Annotated in this window: 14 protein-coding genes; 6 read left to right on the top strand and 8 right to left on the bottom strand. The window is 45.3% G+C overall.

Annotated elements, in window-relative coordinates:
• Positions 1–142 precede the first annotated feature (142 nt).
• Positions 143–904, top strand: a complete 762-nt coding sequence (locus tag AC23N5_RS17615; RefSeq protein WP_487756594.1) for a cupin-like domain-containing protein — start codon at positions 143–145, stop codon at positions 902–904.
• A gap of 169 nt (positions 905–1,073) precedes the next feature.
• On the opposite strand, the gene AC23N5_RS17610 is transcribed toward AC23N5_RS17615, so the two are convergent.
• From AC23N5_RS17610 to AC23N5_RS17600, 3 genes are all read right to left on the bottom strand, one after another.
• Positions 1,074–1,526 (bottom strand): GyrI-like domain-containing protein, encoded by a 453-nt coding sequence (locus tag AC23N5_RS17610; RefSeq protein WP_487756593.1) that lies wholly within the window; start codon positions 1,524–1,526, stop codon positions 1,074–1,076.
• 359 nt (positions 1,527–1,885) lie between these two features.
• Complete coding sequence (locus AC23N5_RS17605; RefSeq protein ID WP_487756592.1) at positions 1,886–2,314, bottom strand: VOC family protein; 429 nt, start codon at positions 2,312–2,314, stop codon at positions 1,886–1,888.
• 75 nt (positions 2,315–2,389) lie between these two features.
• A complete protein-coding gene (locus AC23N5_RS17600) occupies positions 2,390–3,340 on the bottom strand; it encodes a helix-turn-helix transcriptional regulator (protein WP_183974075.1) in 951 nt (316 codons plus the stop codon).
• 124 nt (positions 3,341–3,464) lie between these two features.
• Between AC23N5_RS17600 and AC23N5_RS17595 the strand changes: the two genes are divergently transcribed.
• The 4 genes from AC23N5_RS17595 (at position 3,465) to AC23N5_RS17580 (ending at position 6,396) form a co-directional block, all read left to right on the top strand.
• Positions 3,465–3,923 carry a hypothetical protein gene (locus tag AC23N5_RS17595; protein WP_183974077.1) on the top strand — a complete coding sequence of 153 codons (459 nt, stop codon included), beginning with the start codon at positions 3,465–3,467 and terminating at the stop codon, positions 3,921–3,923.
• A gap of 1 nt (position 3,924) precedes the next feature.
• On the top strand, positions 3,925–4,218 hold the full coding sequence (locus AC23N5_RS17590) for a hypothetical protein (protein WP_487756591.1): 294 nt from the start codon (positions 3,925–3,927) through the stop codon (positions 4,216–4,218).
• Positions 4,219–4,384: 166 nt separating this feature from the next.
• A complete protein-coding gene (locus AC23N5_RS17585; protein WP_487756590.1) occupies positions 4,385–5,053 on the top strand; it encodes a DUF4386 domain-containing protein in 669 nt (222 codons plus the stop codon).
• Between the two features lie 92 nt (positions 5,054–5,145).
• Entirely contained in the window at positions 5,146–6,396 is a 1,251-nt protein-coding gene (locus AC23N5_RS17580; RefSeq protein WP_221225616.1) for a DEAD/DEAH box helicase, read from the top strand.
• 12 nt (positions 6,397–6,408) lie between these two features.
• Here AC23N5_RS17580 and AC23N5_RS17575 read toward each other — a convergent pair whose 3' ends face one another.
• From AC23N5_RS17575 to AC23N5_RS17555, 5 genes are read right to left on the bottom strand one after another with little or no spacing between them, the layout of a single operon-like run.
• Positions 6,409–8,256 carry a sensor histidine kinase gene (locus AC23N5_RS17575; protein ID WP_487756589.1) on the bottom strand — a complete coding sequence of 616 codons (1,848 nt, stop codon included), beginning with the start codon at positions 8,254–8,256 and terminating at the stop codon, positions 6,409–6,411.
• 43 nt (positions 8,257–8,299) lie between these two features.
• On the bottom strand, positions 8,300–10,150 hold the full coding sequence (locus tag AC23N5_RS17570; protein ID WP_487756588.1) for a sensor histidine kinase: 1,851 nt from the start codon (positions 10,148–10,150) through the stop codon (positions 8,300–8,302).
• A 43-nt stretch (positions 10,151–10,193) separates the two neighbouring features.
• Complete coding sequence (locus AC23N5_RS17565) at positions 10,194–10,409, bottom strand: sensor histidine kinase (RefSeq protein ID WP_487756602.1); 216 nt, start codon at positions 10,407–10,409, stop codon at positions 10,194–10,196.
• Positions 10,410–10,444: 35 nt separating this feature from the next.
• Positions 10,445–10,774 carry a hypothetical protein gene (locus AC23N5_RS17560; RefSeq protein WP_487756587.1) on the bottom strand — a complete coding sequence of 110 codons (330 nt, stop codon included), beginning with the start codon at positions 10,772–10,774 and terminating at the stop codon, positions 10,445–10,447.
• Positions 10,775–10,827: 53 nt separating this feature from the next.
• Positions 10,828–11,544, bottom strand: a complete 717-nt coding sequence (locus AC23N5_RS17555; RefSeq protein ID WP_487756586.1) for a LytR/AlgR family response regulator transcription factor — start codon at positions 11,542–11,544, stop codon at positions 10,828–10,830.
• A gap of 216 nt (positions 11,545–11,760) precedes the next feature.
• On the opposite strand from AC23N5_RS17555, the gene AC23N5_RS17550 reads away from it, so the two are divergent.
• Positions 11,761–17,076: a T9SS type A sorting domain-containing protein gene (locus AC23N5_RS17550; RefSeq protein WP_487756585.1), complete on the top strand. Its 5,316-nt coding sequence runs from the start codon at positions 11,761–11,763 to the stop codon at positions 17,074–17,076.
• The last annotated feature ends 136 nt before the right edge of the window (positions 17,077–17,212 follow it).

Raw genomic sequence — 17,212 nt, 5'->3', positions numbered from 1 at the left:
GGGGAATGCGCCGTGAGTTGTCATGCAGAAAGTTCAAGGCTCATTAAACGTATATTAAATTGTTAGCACCGTGGGAGTCATTTTTTTTGGTTTTTCGTTATTTTAAGACTACTATTTTCCACTTCAGAACCAGCGTTATACCATGAAACTACAGCCAATTGAAAAGCGCTCGGGGCTTACTCCCGAAGAATTTAGAGAACAGTACCTGTTGCCAGGCAAACCCGTCGTGTTTAAAGATTTAGCGGCTCAGTGGCCCGCTACTCAAAAGTGGACGTTTGAGTATTTGAAAAAACACTACGGACACCTAAACGTGCCGCTCTTTGGAAACGATTTTCACGATGCGGGAAAAGGCTACATGGCTCCCAAAATCCACATGCCTTTTGGCGATTACTTGGAATTGATTCAAGCGGGGCCGACGGAGTTACGGATGTTTTTGTTTAATATTTTTCAACATGCTCCTGACTTGGTCAAGGATGTGCAAATCCCGACCATCACCGACGGGTTTGTGAAAGAGTATCCGTTTATGTTTTTTGGAGGACAAGATGCCGTCGTCAACCTGCACTATGACATTGATTGTTCTTCGGTGTTTTTGACGCAGTTTCAGACCCGCAAACGCGTGGTGCTTTTTGCCCCTGACCAAAGCCCGTATTTGTACCAGCACCCGTTTACAGTACAAAGCCACGTCAATGTGTTACAACCCGATTACGAACGTTATCCCGCTTTCCGAAAAGCACAAGGTTGGGACACGACCCCTCGAACACGGCGAAACCATTTTTATTCCCTCTACTTTTTGGCATTTTATTCATTATGTGGACGGCGGGTTTTCGATTGCGCTGCGCTCCAACGACACGATGTTTACGCGCCTGCGGGGATTGTGGAACATCACTCGTCATTTTGTGATTGACAAAGGCATGAACAAAGTGTTGGGGCCGACTTGGAAACACTGGAAAGAAGAAAAAGCAAAGGAGCGGGCGTTGGCGCTTATATAAACTAAAAACAACCTTCCCGAAAGTTCAAAACTTTCGGGAAGGGTCGTGGTCTGTTAACCGTGCAAACACTGAATACTATTCTATTTACAAAACGCCAATTTGCACCTCGGTGACATTGTTAGCGCCGTTTTCAAAGTCCATCATCACATAGAGTTCGCGGTTGGCGCCACTCAATTGCAAGCCTTGCGAATGGATGAAACTCATGGCTTTCCCATATACCTGAGGAAGCTCTTCCCAAGGGCCTTCGTGTACAAGCGATACGCACTTGAAAGGTAGGATGGTTTGAAAAGCAAAGCGATCAGAAGTCACTTCTTTCCCTTGAACGGGTAGCACAATATCGAGGGTAAAAACCGTGTCAGGCTTGCCGTCCAAACCTACGTAATTCCAGTGGATAGGGCCCGTTGGAAGTAAATTTAGTGCCGCTGCTTCGTGGTATAAATCTTGGGCAACGTGTCCGACGAGCGTGCCTAACTGTGGAAGTGTCGTTTGGGTCGTAAAGACGAGGGCGCTGAACGGTTTGGTATATTTATTATTCATGACTGTTGAAAAAAAGTGGGGTAATAGCTGCTAAGTTATTTTTGCGGATAGTCGTAATTTACCATCCATTTGACGCCAAACTTGTCGGTGAAAGCGCCAAAGTAGGCATTCCAAAACTACCTTCCCGAAAGTTCAAAACTTTCGGGAAGGTGCTCATTTGTTATTCATGGCTGTTGAAAAAAAGTGGGGTAATAGCTGCTAAGTTACTTTTGCGGATAGTCGTAATTTACCATCCATTTGACGCCAAACTTATCGGTAAACGCACCAAAATAGGCATTCCAAAACTACCTTCCCGAAAGTTCAAAACTTTCGGGAAGGTGCTCATGGCTGTTGAAAAAAGTGGGGTAATAGCTGCTAAGTTACTTTTGCGGATAGTCGTAATTCACCATCCATTTGACGCCAAACTTATCGGTAAACGCACCAAAATAGGCATTCCAGAAAGTGTCTTGAAGGGGCATTTCGATTTCTCCACCTGCCGACAAACCGTTGAAGAGGCGCTCCGCTTCTTCTTTGCTGTCAGTTCCGATAGAAAGAGAAATGTGATTGCCAATGTTGACCGTATGACCAGCACTTTCGAGGGAGTCGGTGCCCATTATCACATAGCCTGGGGCAATTTCGTAAGCAATGTGCATGATTTTTTCTTGCTCATCAGCCGACATGTTTTCGCCGCCAGGGATGTCCTTAAAGCGCTGAAGACCAGCGAACTCTCCGCCAAAAACGGATTTGTAAAAAAGGAAAACTTCTTCGGTGTTTCCCAAAAAACTGAAGTAAGGATTGATTGTTGTCATGGCTTGTTGTAGGTTAAATAATGTGTTGGTTTATTTGACTCTACAAAGGTAAATAGCCGTAGTGACAACGGTATGTCAGTAGGGTTGCAGGTAATGTTCGGCCATTTCCGAAACGATGTCGCGCATGGTATCTTTGAGCTTTTGAGGGCCTTCGACGTTGATGTGCTTACCGTACGACAGCAGCCAACGACCAATGCCTTCGTAATACTGCGTCATAAACGTCATACGGACGTATTTGCCCTGGGTTTCTTCCGAAATAAATCCCCAACTGTACTTTTGTTCTTGCATAAAAACCGCCGCACCACGGTGTACCCAAACGACGGTTTCTTCCAATTCTTCCTGCACTCGAAGGCGGCCAAGGTAGGCTTGAAGGGTCAACAGGTTTTGTTTTTGGAAAAACTTCTCCGTGTTGACCAATTGCTGAATGCGGTCGGTACGAAAATCGCGGTAGTCGCCCCGAAGGCGGCAATAGCCAATCAGGTGCCAATGCGAGTTGTAATAAACCAGTCCAATGGGCTCAATTTCGCGTTGGGTAGCTTGTGGCTGATAGTTGGAGACGTAATCAATCAACAAAACGTGTTGGCGAACAATGGCCTGCTGAATTTGATTGAGCAAATGTTCAGAAAACGGCTGTTGACGGCGACGGTTTAGTACTGCTACGCGGCTATCGAGGTCTTCGAGGTGTTCTTTTTCCGAACGTTTCAAGACCGATTTAATCTTATAAAGTGCCGATTCAAAACTTTCATTGAGCGAAGCATCGCCCATTTTACTCACCAACTTGGCACCGAAAAGCAACGCACTGGCTTCTTCGTTGGAAAACATAACGGGGGGCAAATGGTAATCTTCCAAAAAATACCCAATGCCCGCTTCGGCACCGATAGGAACGCCTGCTTCTTCGAGGGCGCGTATGTCACGATACACGGTACGAAGGCTAATGGTAAAACGGTCAGCGATTTCTTGGGCTTTCACTACGCGCTTAGATTGTAGTTGAATCAAGATGGCTGTAAGGCGGTCGATGCGGTTCATTGTTTTAAAAAAATGCGCTATACTTGTACGGAGAGAAAACTTCTCGAAAGTTTTAAAACTTTCGAGAAGTTCAGTGAAAAACTTTCGAGAAGTTCATTTAAGGCTAAAAATACGAAAAAAAGCGATGAAATTACGCTATTTCCTACCCATTTTTCTATTCATAGTGCTAGGCTGCAACCGTCCTGCCGAAAACGTTGACGAGGCCCAAGCCCGACTAACGGGGGTGTCTAAATGGCAAATTCAAGAAATTCTGATGGACGAAGCGCCTGTCTTTAAAGAAGGTAAGCACATTCCGCACATTAGTGGGGTTCAGTTTGATGAATACATGGATTGGGTACGTTTTTTGCCCGATGGTACGTTTGAAGGACATTTTAAGGGAGCCACCGAAAACAAGCGTTTTCAGTGGGAAAAATACCAAAAACAAAATGTCATTGCCCTGCGTGATACCGTAGCCAAAACGGGAGGCTGGAACATTTATCCACGCAACGTGTATGAAGATGCGTTTGAGATGGAAACCCGCAGTACACTCTATGATCCGCCGCGCATGACGAAATTAACTTTGAAGTTTGTAAAGAAATCGTAGTATGTACTCTCTGTGCAGGAGGTTGCACGCCGTGCAGGAGGTTGCTCACAACCTCCCTATTTCGTCGATTTCGTTCGGATATGAGTATCCAACGCACGTTGTGCAGGAGGTTGCTCACAACCTCCTGATTTCGTCGATTTCGTTCGGATATGAGTATCCGAACACACGTTGTGCAGGAGGTTGCTCACAACCTCCCGATTTCGTCGATTTTTGTTCGGATATGAGTATCCGAACGCACGTCGTGCAGGAGGTTGCTCACAACCTCCCGATTTCGTCGATTTTTGTTCGGATATGAGTATCCGAACGCACGTTGTGCAGGAGGTTGCTCACAACCTCCCGATTTCGTCGATTTTTGTTCGGATATGAGTATCCGAACGCCCCATTCATTTCTTATCTTAGGTTAATGAATTGTACCAAAGCGAGTCGATACTTTTGTGCCCAACATTCAAAAAATAAAGTGTATGGGAGTTACAGAAAATCGAAAGCGCAGCATGGCGCTGTTGGCAGGTAGTTCGTTGATTTTGATGGCCTTATTGGCGGGAGTGGGCTACGGTTATGCGTTTGAAACCTTGTATGTGGAAGGAGATACGTGGGCGACTTTTCAACAATTTCACCAAAGCCCTTCGCTCGTCTATTGGGTGGTAGCCACCTTTGTCGGGATTTTACTCTTGGATGTAGTAGTAGGCTGGGCGCTTTACGGCTTCTTTTACAGCACCCATTCACACCTGTCGATGCTGGCGGCGGTGCTTCGCTGGGTTTATTCACTCTTGCTCGGTGCGGCCCTACTTCCGTTGCTTCCTTTGTTAGATTCGGCCAGAATGCAAAAAGCAGCGGAGGTCATGGCGCATTTAGAAGATTTCTTGCGGGCTTGGTCGTTGGGGCTAATTTTGTTTGGAGTTCACTTGTTGGTGTTAGGGTATTTGATTTTAACGTCGCCTAAAACCCCAAAATGGCTTGGTTTTCTGGTCGTTTTTGCGGGAATTTGTTACGTAGGCATTCACGCTGCCCAACAGATTATAGCTGATTTTTCGGTTTATCGTAAACAAATCGAAACGATGTTAAGCGCTCCAATGGCTTTGGGCGAACTTTCTTTGGCCATTTGGCTTTTGGTGAGAGGCGGGAAGGGGTAGGATAGGGCTTTATTGTGGTAAAAGAAAGGGCATAAGTAGATTATTGTATTAAAAACCCTATTTTTGTACTTTCACCTTTAATCACATCACCATTGACTTTCGACGATTTTGACTTTGAATATGAGCTTTTGGATGGACTAAATGCCATGGGTTTTGACGAACCCACCCCCATCCAAGCGCAAGCAATTCCCGTTATTCTTGACAATAAAGACCTCATTGCCTGTGCCCAAACGGGAACGGGTAAGACTGCCGCCTACTTGTTGCCAATTCTGAATAAAATTATCATTGCACCCGACGAAATTCGGCACCTCAATACCCTTGTTTTAGCGCCTACCCGCGAGTTAGCCATCCAAATTGACCAACAAATCGAAGGCTTGGGCTATTTTACAGGCGTGAGTTCCATTGCCATTTACGGCGGGGGAGATGGCGCCGCATGGAGCCAACAACGCCGCGCTTTGGCTGACGGTGGCAATGTCATCATCGCTACGCCAGGGCGTTTGATTGCGCTTTTACAAATGGGCGAAATCAACTTTAAACACCTGCAACACTTGATTTTGGACGAAGCCGACCGTATGCTAGACATGGGCTTCTACGATGACATCATCAAGATTATCAGCTATTTGCCTTCGAAGCGTCAAACACTTTTGTTTTCGGCAACCATGCCGCCCAAAATCAGAACGCTGGCCAAGACGATTTTGCAGAATCCCGAACAAATTAGCATTGCCGTTGCCAAACCTGCCGAGGGAATTTTGCAACAGATATACTTGGCCTACGACGCCCAAAAAATACCGTTGCTAAAACATATTTTGAAGGAGGGCAGCTACGAAAGCATCATCATTTTTGCGTCCACGAAGGAAAACGTAAAAAAACTCAATGAAGAGCTCCGAAAGGCCAAAGTAAAGGCCAAAGCGTTTCACTCCGACTTGGAGCAAAAAGAACGGGAAGAGATTTTGCGGGAGTTTAAAAGCAGGGCATTACCCATTCTGATTGGAACGGATATTCTTTCACGCGGAATTGACGTAGAAGGAATTGATTTGGTCGTCAACTTTGACGCTCCTCACGACCCCGAAGACTATATTCACCGCATCGGACGTACAGCCCGCGCGGCCACGACGGGCACGGCCGTGACGTTTATCAACGAAAAAGACCAAAGAAAACTCGGGGCTATTGAACGGCTTATTGGCAAAGAATTGCCAAGGGTGGCGTTGCCTGCGAGCCTTGGCGACGGCCCAGAGTACAAGGCAGTGTCGTCCAACAAAAAACCTAAAAATAACAAACGTCCTTTCCGAAGAGGAGGCCCTCCCAAAGGCCCAAAAGGCCCTAAACCTGCACCACAGGGGTAAGAGTGTACGCAATTATTTCGGAAAACGGAGTGAAAAGTTTGTCCCAACGTCGGGGTGGCTAGTGACATCAATGCTGCCCCCATTGGCTTCTACCAATTCTTTCACCAATACAAGTCCCAGCCCTGTGCCTTTTTCAGCGGCAGTACCTTGGCGCGAGCTTTGTTCTCCCAATTGAAAAAGCTGCGTGAGTTGCTGCTGCGACATCCCAATGCCCGTGTCCTTGACCTGAATGTAATGAAAGGCGTTGTCTTCGTGCTGTACTAAGTCGATAGCGCCTGCCGAGCGCGTGAATTTTATGGCGTTTTGCAAGAGATTTCGGAAGATAATGGCAACGTGATTTTTATCGACATTGACAAACACCGATTCCTTTATTTGGAGCCGAAGGGTAATGTTTTTTGCATCGGCGGCGGGTTGTAAGAGCGTTAGTTGTTCTTGAATGGCTTCATTTAACGAAAAGCGTTTTGGGTGAGGTTTCATTCCCCCAAGCTGCGAGATAGACCAATGCAGTACGTTATCGAGCATGGTTCTTACCTGCCTGATTTCTTGCCCCAAATTTTGGGTAGTTTCAACAAATTCATCTTGGGTCAGCGCTCCCCAATTGGTGAGCATGACGTTGTTTTCGAGGGCTCCCACGGGCGAGCGCAGGTCGTGCGAGAGAATAGCAAAGAGTTTGTCTTTGGTGGCGTTGAGTTGGGTCAATTCCCTTTTTTGTCTTTGTTCGCGTTTATAAAAAACTACTATAACTCCCCCCAAAAGGAGTACGAAAGCCGTAATGGCAAAACTCAAATTTCGATAAAATCGCTCTTTTTCTACCTCGTTTTGCTTCATCAGCAGGTTGCGCTCACCCTCAGCTCGAATGACCTTCCTGCCTGATTCTAAGTTCATTACATCTTGAAGGTATTTGACATAAAGTTCTGAATATCGCTTGTAGTTTTCTGCACTTTTTTGGTGTTGCCCGAGCCGCTCGTACGCATTTGAAATGACCGTATAACAAAGCATTTTATTGACCATTACTTGTTTGTTAACGCTCGATCGTTTGAAAATGCGGCTTGCAAATTCAATAGCTAATTCATATTGTCCCACCTCATAACAAACCGTAGCTATATCTTCTAAATTATTAAATGTACTCACCTCTTTCACATTCTTTAAGAGTGTTACGGTTTTCTTTCGATACGTTTCTGCGTCTTCTTTTTTGCTGGGTATTTTCTTCAGTACTTCATACATATATCCGTAAGCCAATGCTTTCGATTGTACTGAGGCCGAGCGCTCACTGACATATTTTTCACACCGTTTGCTGATTCTCAGGGCATCCTCTATTCGGTTTTCCTGTAAATACATGTACTTCAGCCATTTATAGGGATTTAAAAAAACAGTTTTCGACTTTTCTGTATATTCAACAGACTTTAACAGGTATTGGTACATTTCAGCCTTGAAGTTTTGATGTTCGCTAATGGTCGCCATTCCCTTACATATTTGGGCGCAGGAGTCGAAATCTTTTTCCTCATCGGCATATTTTAAGGCTTGTGAATATAGGCTGAATGCTTGTGGCTCATCCAAAACGGCATACATTTGAAGATGGGCTATTTCTATCAAAAAAGTGATGATACTTCTTCGGTCATCCCTACCTTTTGCCATTGAAAGGGCGTTTTGGTAGAGATTTAAAATAGGGTCAGGTTTTTCAAAATATTCATCAATTCGTGTGGGTGCGTTGAGCATTACCTGAATTTTTGCGGCATTCGTTTTGGCAGAATAAAAATGCTTGGCTAAACTATCTATTTTGCTTGCGGTAGCTTTTTGTTGTGCTTGGATGGATGAAAGTGCACACAAAATTACCCCAAGTACGACTAAAATTCGGGACATGAAAAGTTGGTTTTAATTTCTCAATTAATTCATTTATTGTTTTTTAGGATTGCTGAAACGTGATTGAACATGTGCTCCCCTTTCCTATCTCACTTTTGATTTCAATCGTTCCCTTATTGGCTACTACTAATTCTTTGACCAATACCAATCCTAAACCCGTGCCCTTTTCTTGGGAAGTGCCTTGCTGAGACAAGCTTTCGTTAATCGTAAACAACTTACGCAATTGTTCTTGGGAGATTCCAATTCCTGTGTCTTTAATTTCGAGCTGGAATTGCTTTTCTTTTTCAGCACTTTTTATGCTGATTTCTCCCTGGGTAGGGGTAAATTTGATGGCATTTTGGAGCAAGTTTCTGATAATGATGGCCAAATGGTTTGAATCAACCATCAACTGAGCTTCGGGAGCAACGAGGCTAGTCATTTTTATTCCTTTAGCTTGGGCACTGGCGTGTAAAAGCTTGATTTCGGCTTCAATGATGGGCAAAACAAACGTTGTTTTTGGGTGAGGTTTCATTCCCCCAAGCTGGGAGATAGACCAATGCAGTACGTTATCGAGCATGGTTCTTACCTGCCTGATTTCTTGCCCCAAATTTTGGGTAGTTTCAACAAATTCATCTTGGGTCAGCGCGCCCCAATTGGTGAGCATGACGTTGTTTTCGAGGGCTCCCACGGGCGAGCGCAGGTCGTGCGAAAGAATGGCAAAGAGTTTGTCTTTGGTGGCGTTGAGTTGGGTCAATTCTTGTTTTTGTCTTTGTTCGCGTTTATAAAAAACTACTATAACTCCCCCCAAAAGGAGTACGAAAGCCGCAATGGCAAAACTCAAATTTCGATAAAATCGCTCTTTTTCTACCTCGTTTTGCTTCATCAGCAGGTTGCGCTCACCCTCAGCTCGAATGACCTTCCTGCCTGATTCTAAAGTGAGCATATTTTTAAGCACTTTTACATAAGTAGTCGAGTATTCTTTATAGAATTCTAAGCTTTTTGGGTAGTCTCCTAAGCGTTCATAGGAAGCCGAAAGCATCTCGTAACAATGTATCTTAGAAGCATCAAGCTGACTATCCATGTCTGTTTTTGTAAACAATTGATTGGCAAAGAAAATGGCTAATTTGTATTGCTCAACTTCATAACAAACAGTGGCAATATCGTCTGATTGATTTGTTTCAGAAATAGTTTTAAATTGCCTTAATAGCTCAACAATCCTATTCTTATAAATAACCGCTTCTTTTTGTTTATTAGGCATTCGCTTTAATACAGCGTAGTAATATCCGTAGGCCAATGCCTTAAACTCCGCTGGAGCTGAACGCTCATCCACGTAGCGGACAGCTTGCCTACCCACCTCAAGTGCCTCATTGATCCGATTATCTTCCAAATACATCACATACGCCCAACGGTAGGGCCTAAGATATAAAACCTGCGATTTTTGATTGAATTCTATTGCCTTTGAAAAGTACTTATACATCTCATTCCTAAGGTTTTGATGCTCGTTGATGGCTGCTAATTCAAAACTTATTTTAGCACAGGAGGTATAATCTTTCTCTTCTTCGGCATATGTCAACGCTTTGGAATATAGTTGGAAGGCTTTGGGCTCATCAGACGTGATATACGTCTCAAAGTAAGCAATCTCTATTAAAAGTGATATGGTGTTTTTCTTATCACCGATGCTTTCGGCAAGCACAAGGGCTTTTTTATAGAGCTTTAGGATAGGATCAGGTTTTTCAAAATACTCATTAATTCGTGTGGGTGCGTTGAGCATTACCTGAATTTTTGCGGCATTCGTTTTGGCAGAATAAAAATGCTTGGCTAAACTATCTATTTTGCTTGCGGTAGTTTTTTGTTGTGCTTGGATGGATGAAAGTGCACACAAAATTACCCCAAGTACGACTAAAATTCGGGACATGGTGAGTTATTTATAATTTCTCAATTAATTCATTTTTTGTTTTTTAGGATTGCTGAAACGTGATTGAACATGTGCAACCCTTTCCTATCTCACTTTTGATTTCAATCGTTCCCTTATTGGCTACTACTAATTCTTTGACCAATACCAATCCCAAACCCGTGCCCTTTTCTTGGGAAGTGCCTTGCTGAGACGAGCTTTCGTTAATCGTAAACAACTTACGCAATTGTTCTTGGGAGATTCCAATTCCCGTATCTTTAATTTCGAGCTGGAATTGCTTTTCTTTTTCAGCACTTTTTATGCTGATTTCTCCCTATCGAGCATGGTTCTTACCTGTCTGATTTCTTGCCCCAAATTTTGGGTAGTTTCAACAAATTCATCTTGGGTCAGCGCTCCCCAATTGGTGAGCATGACGTTGTTTTCGAGTGCTCCCACGGGCGAGCGCAGCCCATCAGAATTACCCATGTATTTCATAGGTCTATCTGCAAACAGAATACGAAGCTTTGCAGTATCGGAAGTTGCTCGCGAAAAGGCGGTTTGCAGGCTATCAAAACTTGATATGCTTTGGGCTTTAAGCGAAATCGGAAGGATAAATTCTAAAAATAGGAGTAGGTAAATACACTTCATTAATAGAGTATTTAGAGAATAAAAGTAAAAAATAGCTTGTGTGTGGTGATTTCTTAGCCATTTCGGCTAATGAGATTGCCCCCAATGTGTTGGCGACTGATTTTGGCGCGATACTGATCCCCAATCGGAATTTTCTCGCCGTTGGTCAAGATAACATCGTCCTTGGTAATGGTCGCAATGGCCAACCGATGCACCAAATAGGACCGATGTACCCTCAAAAAGACCTCCCCTTTGAGTTGCTCTTCCATTTTTGAAATCGACAGCATCGGAGTATAGGTGTGGTTGTGGGTGACAATGTGCAAAAAATGCTCTTGTGATTTCATATAGAGCACATTGTGGTAGAGAACTTGCTCGTAATTATGCCCGTCTTTTACGAAAAAATAAGGGCTCAGCGATATGTCTTCGGGTTGGCTGAGGAGGCGTTTACGTACCTTTTCGATGCTTTGCAGGAAGCGCTCAAAGTTCAGGGGTTTGAGCAGAAAATCAACGGGCGAAACTTCGTAGCAGTCTAAGGCATATTCTTGGTGAGAAGTTACAAAAATAATCAAAGGGCCGTTGGGCAGGCTTTTGGCCAAGCCTATTCCCGAAATATCGGGCATTTCAATGTCACAAATGAGTAAATCAACCTCATTTTCGGTGAGTTTGGCATACGCTTCAAAGGCAGAGTCGCAAACGGCCACCAACTTCAAAACAGGGTTCATTTCTACAAATTTACTTAAAGTGAGGCGCCAATTGGGATTGTCGTCAATGATGAGGGTATTGATTTTCACGAGCAATGGTAGGGTTTGAATGGTTGGACTTGTGTTTTAATGTACCAAAAAGGCAAGTTCAAGTAGTAAAAAGTGCTATTCAAGAATTGAGCCATTCTGGACTATTTTGTCTCACCGAGCCACTTTACTTTTGGTACATCCATACGTGTGCTTGGTCTCTTACAAAACTACATATCTTCTGCGAAAAGTCATCACCCTACATTTCATTTACCTATCATGAATTTAATTATCCATTCACTGAATCATTTATCCCAAAAACATTTGAAGTCGTTTTTCTGGGTTGCGTTTTGGTTTATTACCGGGCTTTCGAGCTGCCTGAGCACCGCTGAGGCGCAGAACTGCCCAACAACGGGATTGCTTGACGTAATTGTGCCTGTCAATGATTTTACGGGGTTTGGATACCCAGCCTACAAATTTTATCATAAAGACGGCACAAACAACAATGTTTTTTATAAGGACGAAACCATTTACAGCTATGGTGTTCAAAAAAATGCAAACCCAAATAGTGTCTGTATTACTCCCAATGTAGCGGCGTTTCGTACACCAATTATGCCTGCCTCTTTCACGCAAATCTGTACAGCCGCCAACTCACCCGTTTTCTGGTTAAGTGGAGCAGATGAATGTAGTCCGCCAGGGTACAGAACATGCCAAAAAGTTGGTCCAACACAATATTTATATTCACAGGTTCAGCATTTTCAGGCCACTGCGACGGGAGACTTCACCGTGGCCTTTAACAATAGTGACGGCACAACGGTAAATCTTACGATTTTAGAACGCTATGCTGTTTATACTAACTGTGGCAATTTGGCAGGTAGCTACGTTGAAACGGGCACACAAAATGGCAAGAAAAAATTTGTTGATTCCGACAATAATGAGCTTTACTACGATGCTACCAACACCCAATGGGTAATTAGTGGTTCGATGGGTATTGCTTACAAGGTAGCCTCAACCGCGGATGCGCCCCCCACGAGCGGCTGGACAGTAGTAAATAGTGGCTGTGTAGGAGCCAATATCAGGGTAGCCTACGGAGAGCAAATCTTCCCTTCTCCTGTTTTTGCAGCCTCTGTTACTGTCAACAACTCATGTCTAACCAATCTTAATGGAATCTATAATTTATATAGTATTGTTAATGCGCGGCCTGTCTATAAAAGGTCTGATGGTTTAGAATTAAAGTTCGATAGAAGCCAATGGGAACTTGTTGACCCTAATGATTCCCGTAACAAAATATATAGTCCTATCTCGACTAAAGATGTACCTACTACATGCTGGAAAGCCGTTACTAATAGTGGTGGTGGGGCATGTACTCCAGATGCCAATAGTTTTACATTAAGTCCTAATCTGGCAATAGCCAATCTTGTTGTTATGTGCGTACAGACGACCTGTGGTAACAGCAACGGTACCTACACCCAAACAGGTACTTGGAACGAGCGCCCTGATTTGAAGGATGATGACCAAAACCGTCTTTATTATTGGGGGGCAGGTGACGATACTCACCCCGAAGGTTGGTACATCCGAAATTCAACGAATGTATCACTGTTTTATAACAGTTCAACAGATACGGCTCCACCCACCACAGGCTGGGTGCCGTTTACCACAGATGGCGCTGACTGCCATTCTTCTATTACCGTTTCCAGCGGCGAATGCCCACCTTGCCCTACTCCAACTACTACGATTTCCTACGCGGGGTCTCCTTTTTGTTCAACCGTTACGGAAGGAAGTGTTACCCTTTCGGGAGTCAGCGGCGGAAGTTATAGTTCTACGACGGGTCTCACGATTGATGCTCAAACGGGAAAAATAGACCCAAGCAAAAGTACCGCTGGCAGCTACACCGTTACTTACACGGTTAACAATAATGGTTGTTTGGAGGTGATTACTACCAACGTTAAAATTACTACCCTACCTACGGCGAGTATCACGTATGCAGGGTCGCCTTTTTGCGGCAGTGTCACCGATGAGGTTGGTATCCCTACGCTAACAGGAACAACAGGCGGTTCTTACCAATATACAGACGCCACCGACGACATTGGCATTAACTCAAGCACAGGGGCAATACACTCCCAAGTGCCAAATACTTACCACATTACCTATACCATCGACGAAGCTGAAGGCTGTCCTGTGGTAACAGCCAACACCGAAGTAACAATTTTGCCCATCATTACCCCGACAGCCTCCATTGTGGTCAGTCCAACGGGTACAGTGCAGCCTGGTACGAGCCTCACCTTTACGGCTACCATCGGTAACCAAGGCGGTGAACCTCACTACCAGTGGAAGAAAAACGGAACGAATATCCCCCAAGCGTGGAGTTCGACCTACACGTCTGCCAACTTTGAAAATGGCGATAAAATCACTTTTGAGGTGACTAACAATGACCTTTGTGGAGCGACCAAAACGAGCAACGAAATCGTTCTTTCTATTGAAGATCCTTGTGCCATTACACCCACCAACATTGTGATTTCGGGTTTGTCTTGCGGTGATTACAATGGTACTTACATTCCTGCGGGCAAAGAAAACGGTGTTCCTAAGTGGGCTTTACAAGATCGTAACCTGATTCGTTGGACAGGTAGTTTGTGGGAATTGTACGATTCCGAAGGATGGCCGGTTGCTACCAATAGCACAGGTTCTGTTGCTAACTTGCCTTGTACGGGCTGGGTAACAGATGCCAATGTAGGTTGTAGTGGCACACCTACCCTGAGCGGAGGATGCGGCCCACTTCGAAATCTGGCTGCACCTTCGGTGAACATTGCGGCTAATCCAGGTAGTAGTATTACGTCAGGTACAAGTGCAACGTTTACGGCAACACCTACCGATGGCGGCACCACACCAAGCTATCAATGGAAGAAAAACGGGAACGACGTAGGCACAAATAGTGCTACCTACACCGATAATACCCTTGCTGATGGCGACAAAATCAAAGTGGTAATGACTGGAAATGCTACCTGTACTTCCACTCCGACGGCCACCAGCAATGAACTTACTATGACTGTTACACCTGCTTGTACTACACCTACTGCCTACAACGTGACAGGCGGCGGTCCTTATTGTTCGGGCAGTGGCGGTTCGGTGGTAGGTTTGGCGAGTTCACAAACGGGGGTAAATTATCAACTCAAGAAAGGCGGGGTGAATATAGGCAGCGTGGTAGCAGGCACGGGTAGTGCGATATCGTTTGGTACTCAGACAGATGTGGGTACATACACCGTAGTGGCGACCAACACCAGCACAAGTTGCACGACTTCGATGACAGGCAGTGCATCGGTAACGACTTATGCTTTACCAACGGCGGTTGTTAGTGGGACTTCGTTGGTTTGCAAGGGCGGTTCTGCGGCGACAGTGACCTTCACGGGAAGTAACGGCGTTGCCCCCTACACATTTAGCTATCAAGTAAACGGTGGCAGTGTACAAACGGTCGCGACTACTGGCGGAAGTGCGAGTGCGACAGTAAATCAAAGTACAAGCACAGAGGGAGTTTATACTTATACGTTAGTAAGTGTGCGTGATGCCAACTGTTCTCAAATTCAAACAGGTAGTGCAGTAGTGAAAATACAGGGCAAACCCACAATTGTTCTGAATACGTTACAACAGACCCTAAATGAAGGCAACACCCAAGTTTTCTGTGACACCGATGCGAATCCTGTTAACAGTTTACAGTTTGTGGTTTCGGGTTCATGTGTGACTGGTTCGCCCGTTTGGCGGGTACAAGTGGGCAGCGGGTCATGGAGCGATTGGTCAGTCAACGCACCAGTTACCCAATCCTCCAATAACCAACCGCACCGCTACCAAGCGGCCTGTGATGTGAGTTGCTCAAGCACTTATACCAGTCCGATTGAGTTGACGATTAATTACCGCGCTTCCGTACCTCAAAATGTGTCGCTATTGGCGGACGGGGTGACAGTGGCAGCGGGGGAGACGAAAGAAGTGTGTAGTCTGACCAACAGTCCGATTTCGTTTACAGCCAATTGTGGTGCAGGAGAATTGACCCTTTATTCGGTTGACGGTGGAGAATATAGCGCGGGTGTTCCAGCGGGATTGGTTGACAATCAGTTTCATAACTACCGCGTACGCTGCCGCAAATCGGACGGGACGTTATCTTGTGTGGAGAGTGAATCGGGTGTGATGCGGTTAAAATTAGTGAATATTCCAACTGCGCCTACCGTTTCGCTATCCCCTACAAGCAGTTGTAATCCATCTTCAATTTTCAGTGGTCAATCGTCATGCGGTAGTTTGCGTACGGTGTGGTATAATGCCACAACGAACGTTGCTTTGTCGAGCCTTCCTTCGACTATTCCAAGTGAAACGACTTCGTATTACGCCCGTTGTCAGACGGAGAATGGCTGTGTGAGTGAGAAGAGTAATGTGGTAACGTTTACGGTAACACCTGTTCATGTAGCTCCGATAGTTACGGTTTCGCAAGATGTGGTATGTACAGGCACGACGGTGAGGGTTTCGGCCAACTGTCCAGTGGGAAGTACAACGAGCTGGAACACAGGGGTAAGCACGCCAAGTTTTGAGGTTGCATTTAGCAACGTAACGAAGCAGAGTTACTGGGCGAAGTGCGTGTTTGAAGGCGGTTGCCAAAGTGCGGAGAGTAATCGTAAAGAGGTTTATTGGCAGGCATTTGTGGTGAGTTTGATTAACATTGGGGAGAGCAAATCGGGGATAAAGAGCAACGACCGCGCGGCGTGGAGTAGCCAGTTTGTTACCCGAGATGGCGGCCCAGAGTTGGATCAAAGCACGCAGCAGTCTCCGACGTTGTATTACGTTGAGAATGTGAACAAGCAGGCACCGCGTTATTGGACGATTCATGCGGATGCGTGTGGATTGGGGACGACGGGTTCATTGACGTTTGACCTGTTGGCGACGCCCGAGATGGGGGTAATTCGTTCCTTCAATACGCACGAAAACAATGCGCCCTACTTTATGTATGCCAACCGCGAAGGCTGGACGGAGTTGTACGCCCAAAATCACCCAGCCTATGGTTTCTACGCCGACAATGGTGCGGGCGGTAACGTTTATGACGCGGGTTTACCGAAAGGTTTATACAAGTTGAGTATTCGTTATTGGGACATGAAGGGTTGGGGGAGTATTTATCCCTCGACGCGGAAGCCCCAGGGCAACGTCTTAGCGTATCAAGAATACTGGTTCAGAATCCAGTCGAAAGATGGCGTAGGGGTAGGAGCAGCGCGGACAGCGGTTAGCGGTGAGCAAGGGGCAAAAGGCAAAGAGCAAGAGGCAAAAGGCAAAGGGCAAGGGTCGGATAACGGAAAACAGCTAACCGATAACGGTGTCTTCGCCACTGTCATGCCGAATCCTGTTTCAAACATGCTTCGCCTAAAAATCCAAGATAGCAAGGGGCAAGTAGTTCAAACTACCTTGACTGACGCTGTGGGTCGTGAGGTGTTGAGTCGTCAATTTATACCTGAGACCAACACGCACCAAGAGGAGTTTGGAGTGAGTGAGTTGCCAACGGGAATGTATTTCTTGAAGGTAACGACGTCAGACAAACAAGCGAGGCTGAAGGTGTTGAAAATTCAGTAATAAACGACCGATTTAGCTGTCGAATACAGACAACTAGCAGTACAGAAACGGGCGATTCCCAAGGCGGGAGTCGTCCGTTTTTTTATGTCGTTAGTAAATTTTACGAAGCGATTTTACAAAGCTAGCTAGTCAGAAT

This window comes from Runella sp. R5_40, from assembly GCF_057652295.1.
Note: the sequence above shows the minus strand (reverse complement) of the source record. Positions and strands in the feature narration are given on the sequence as shown.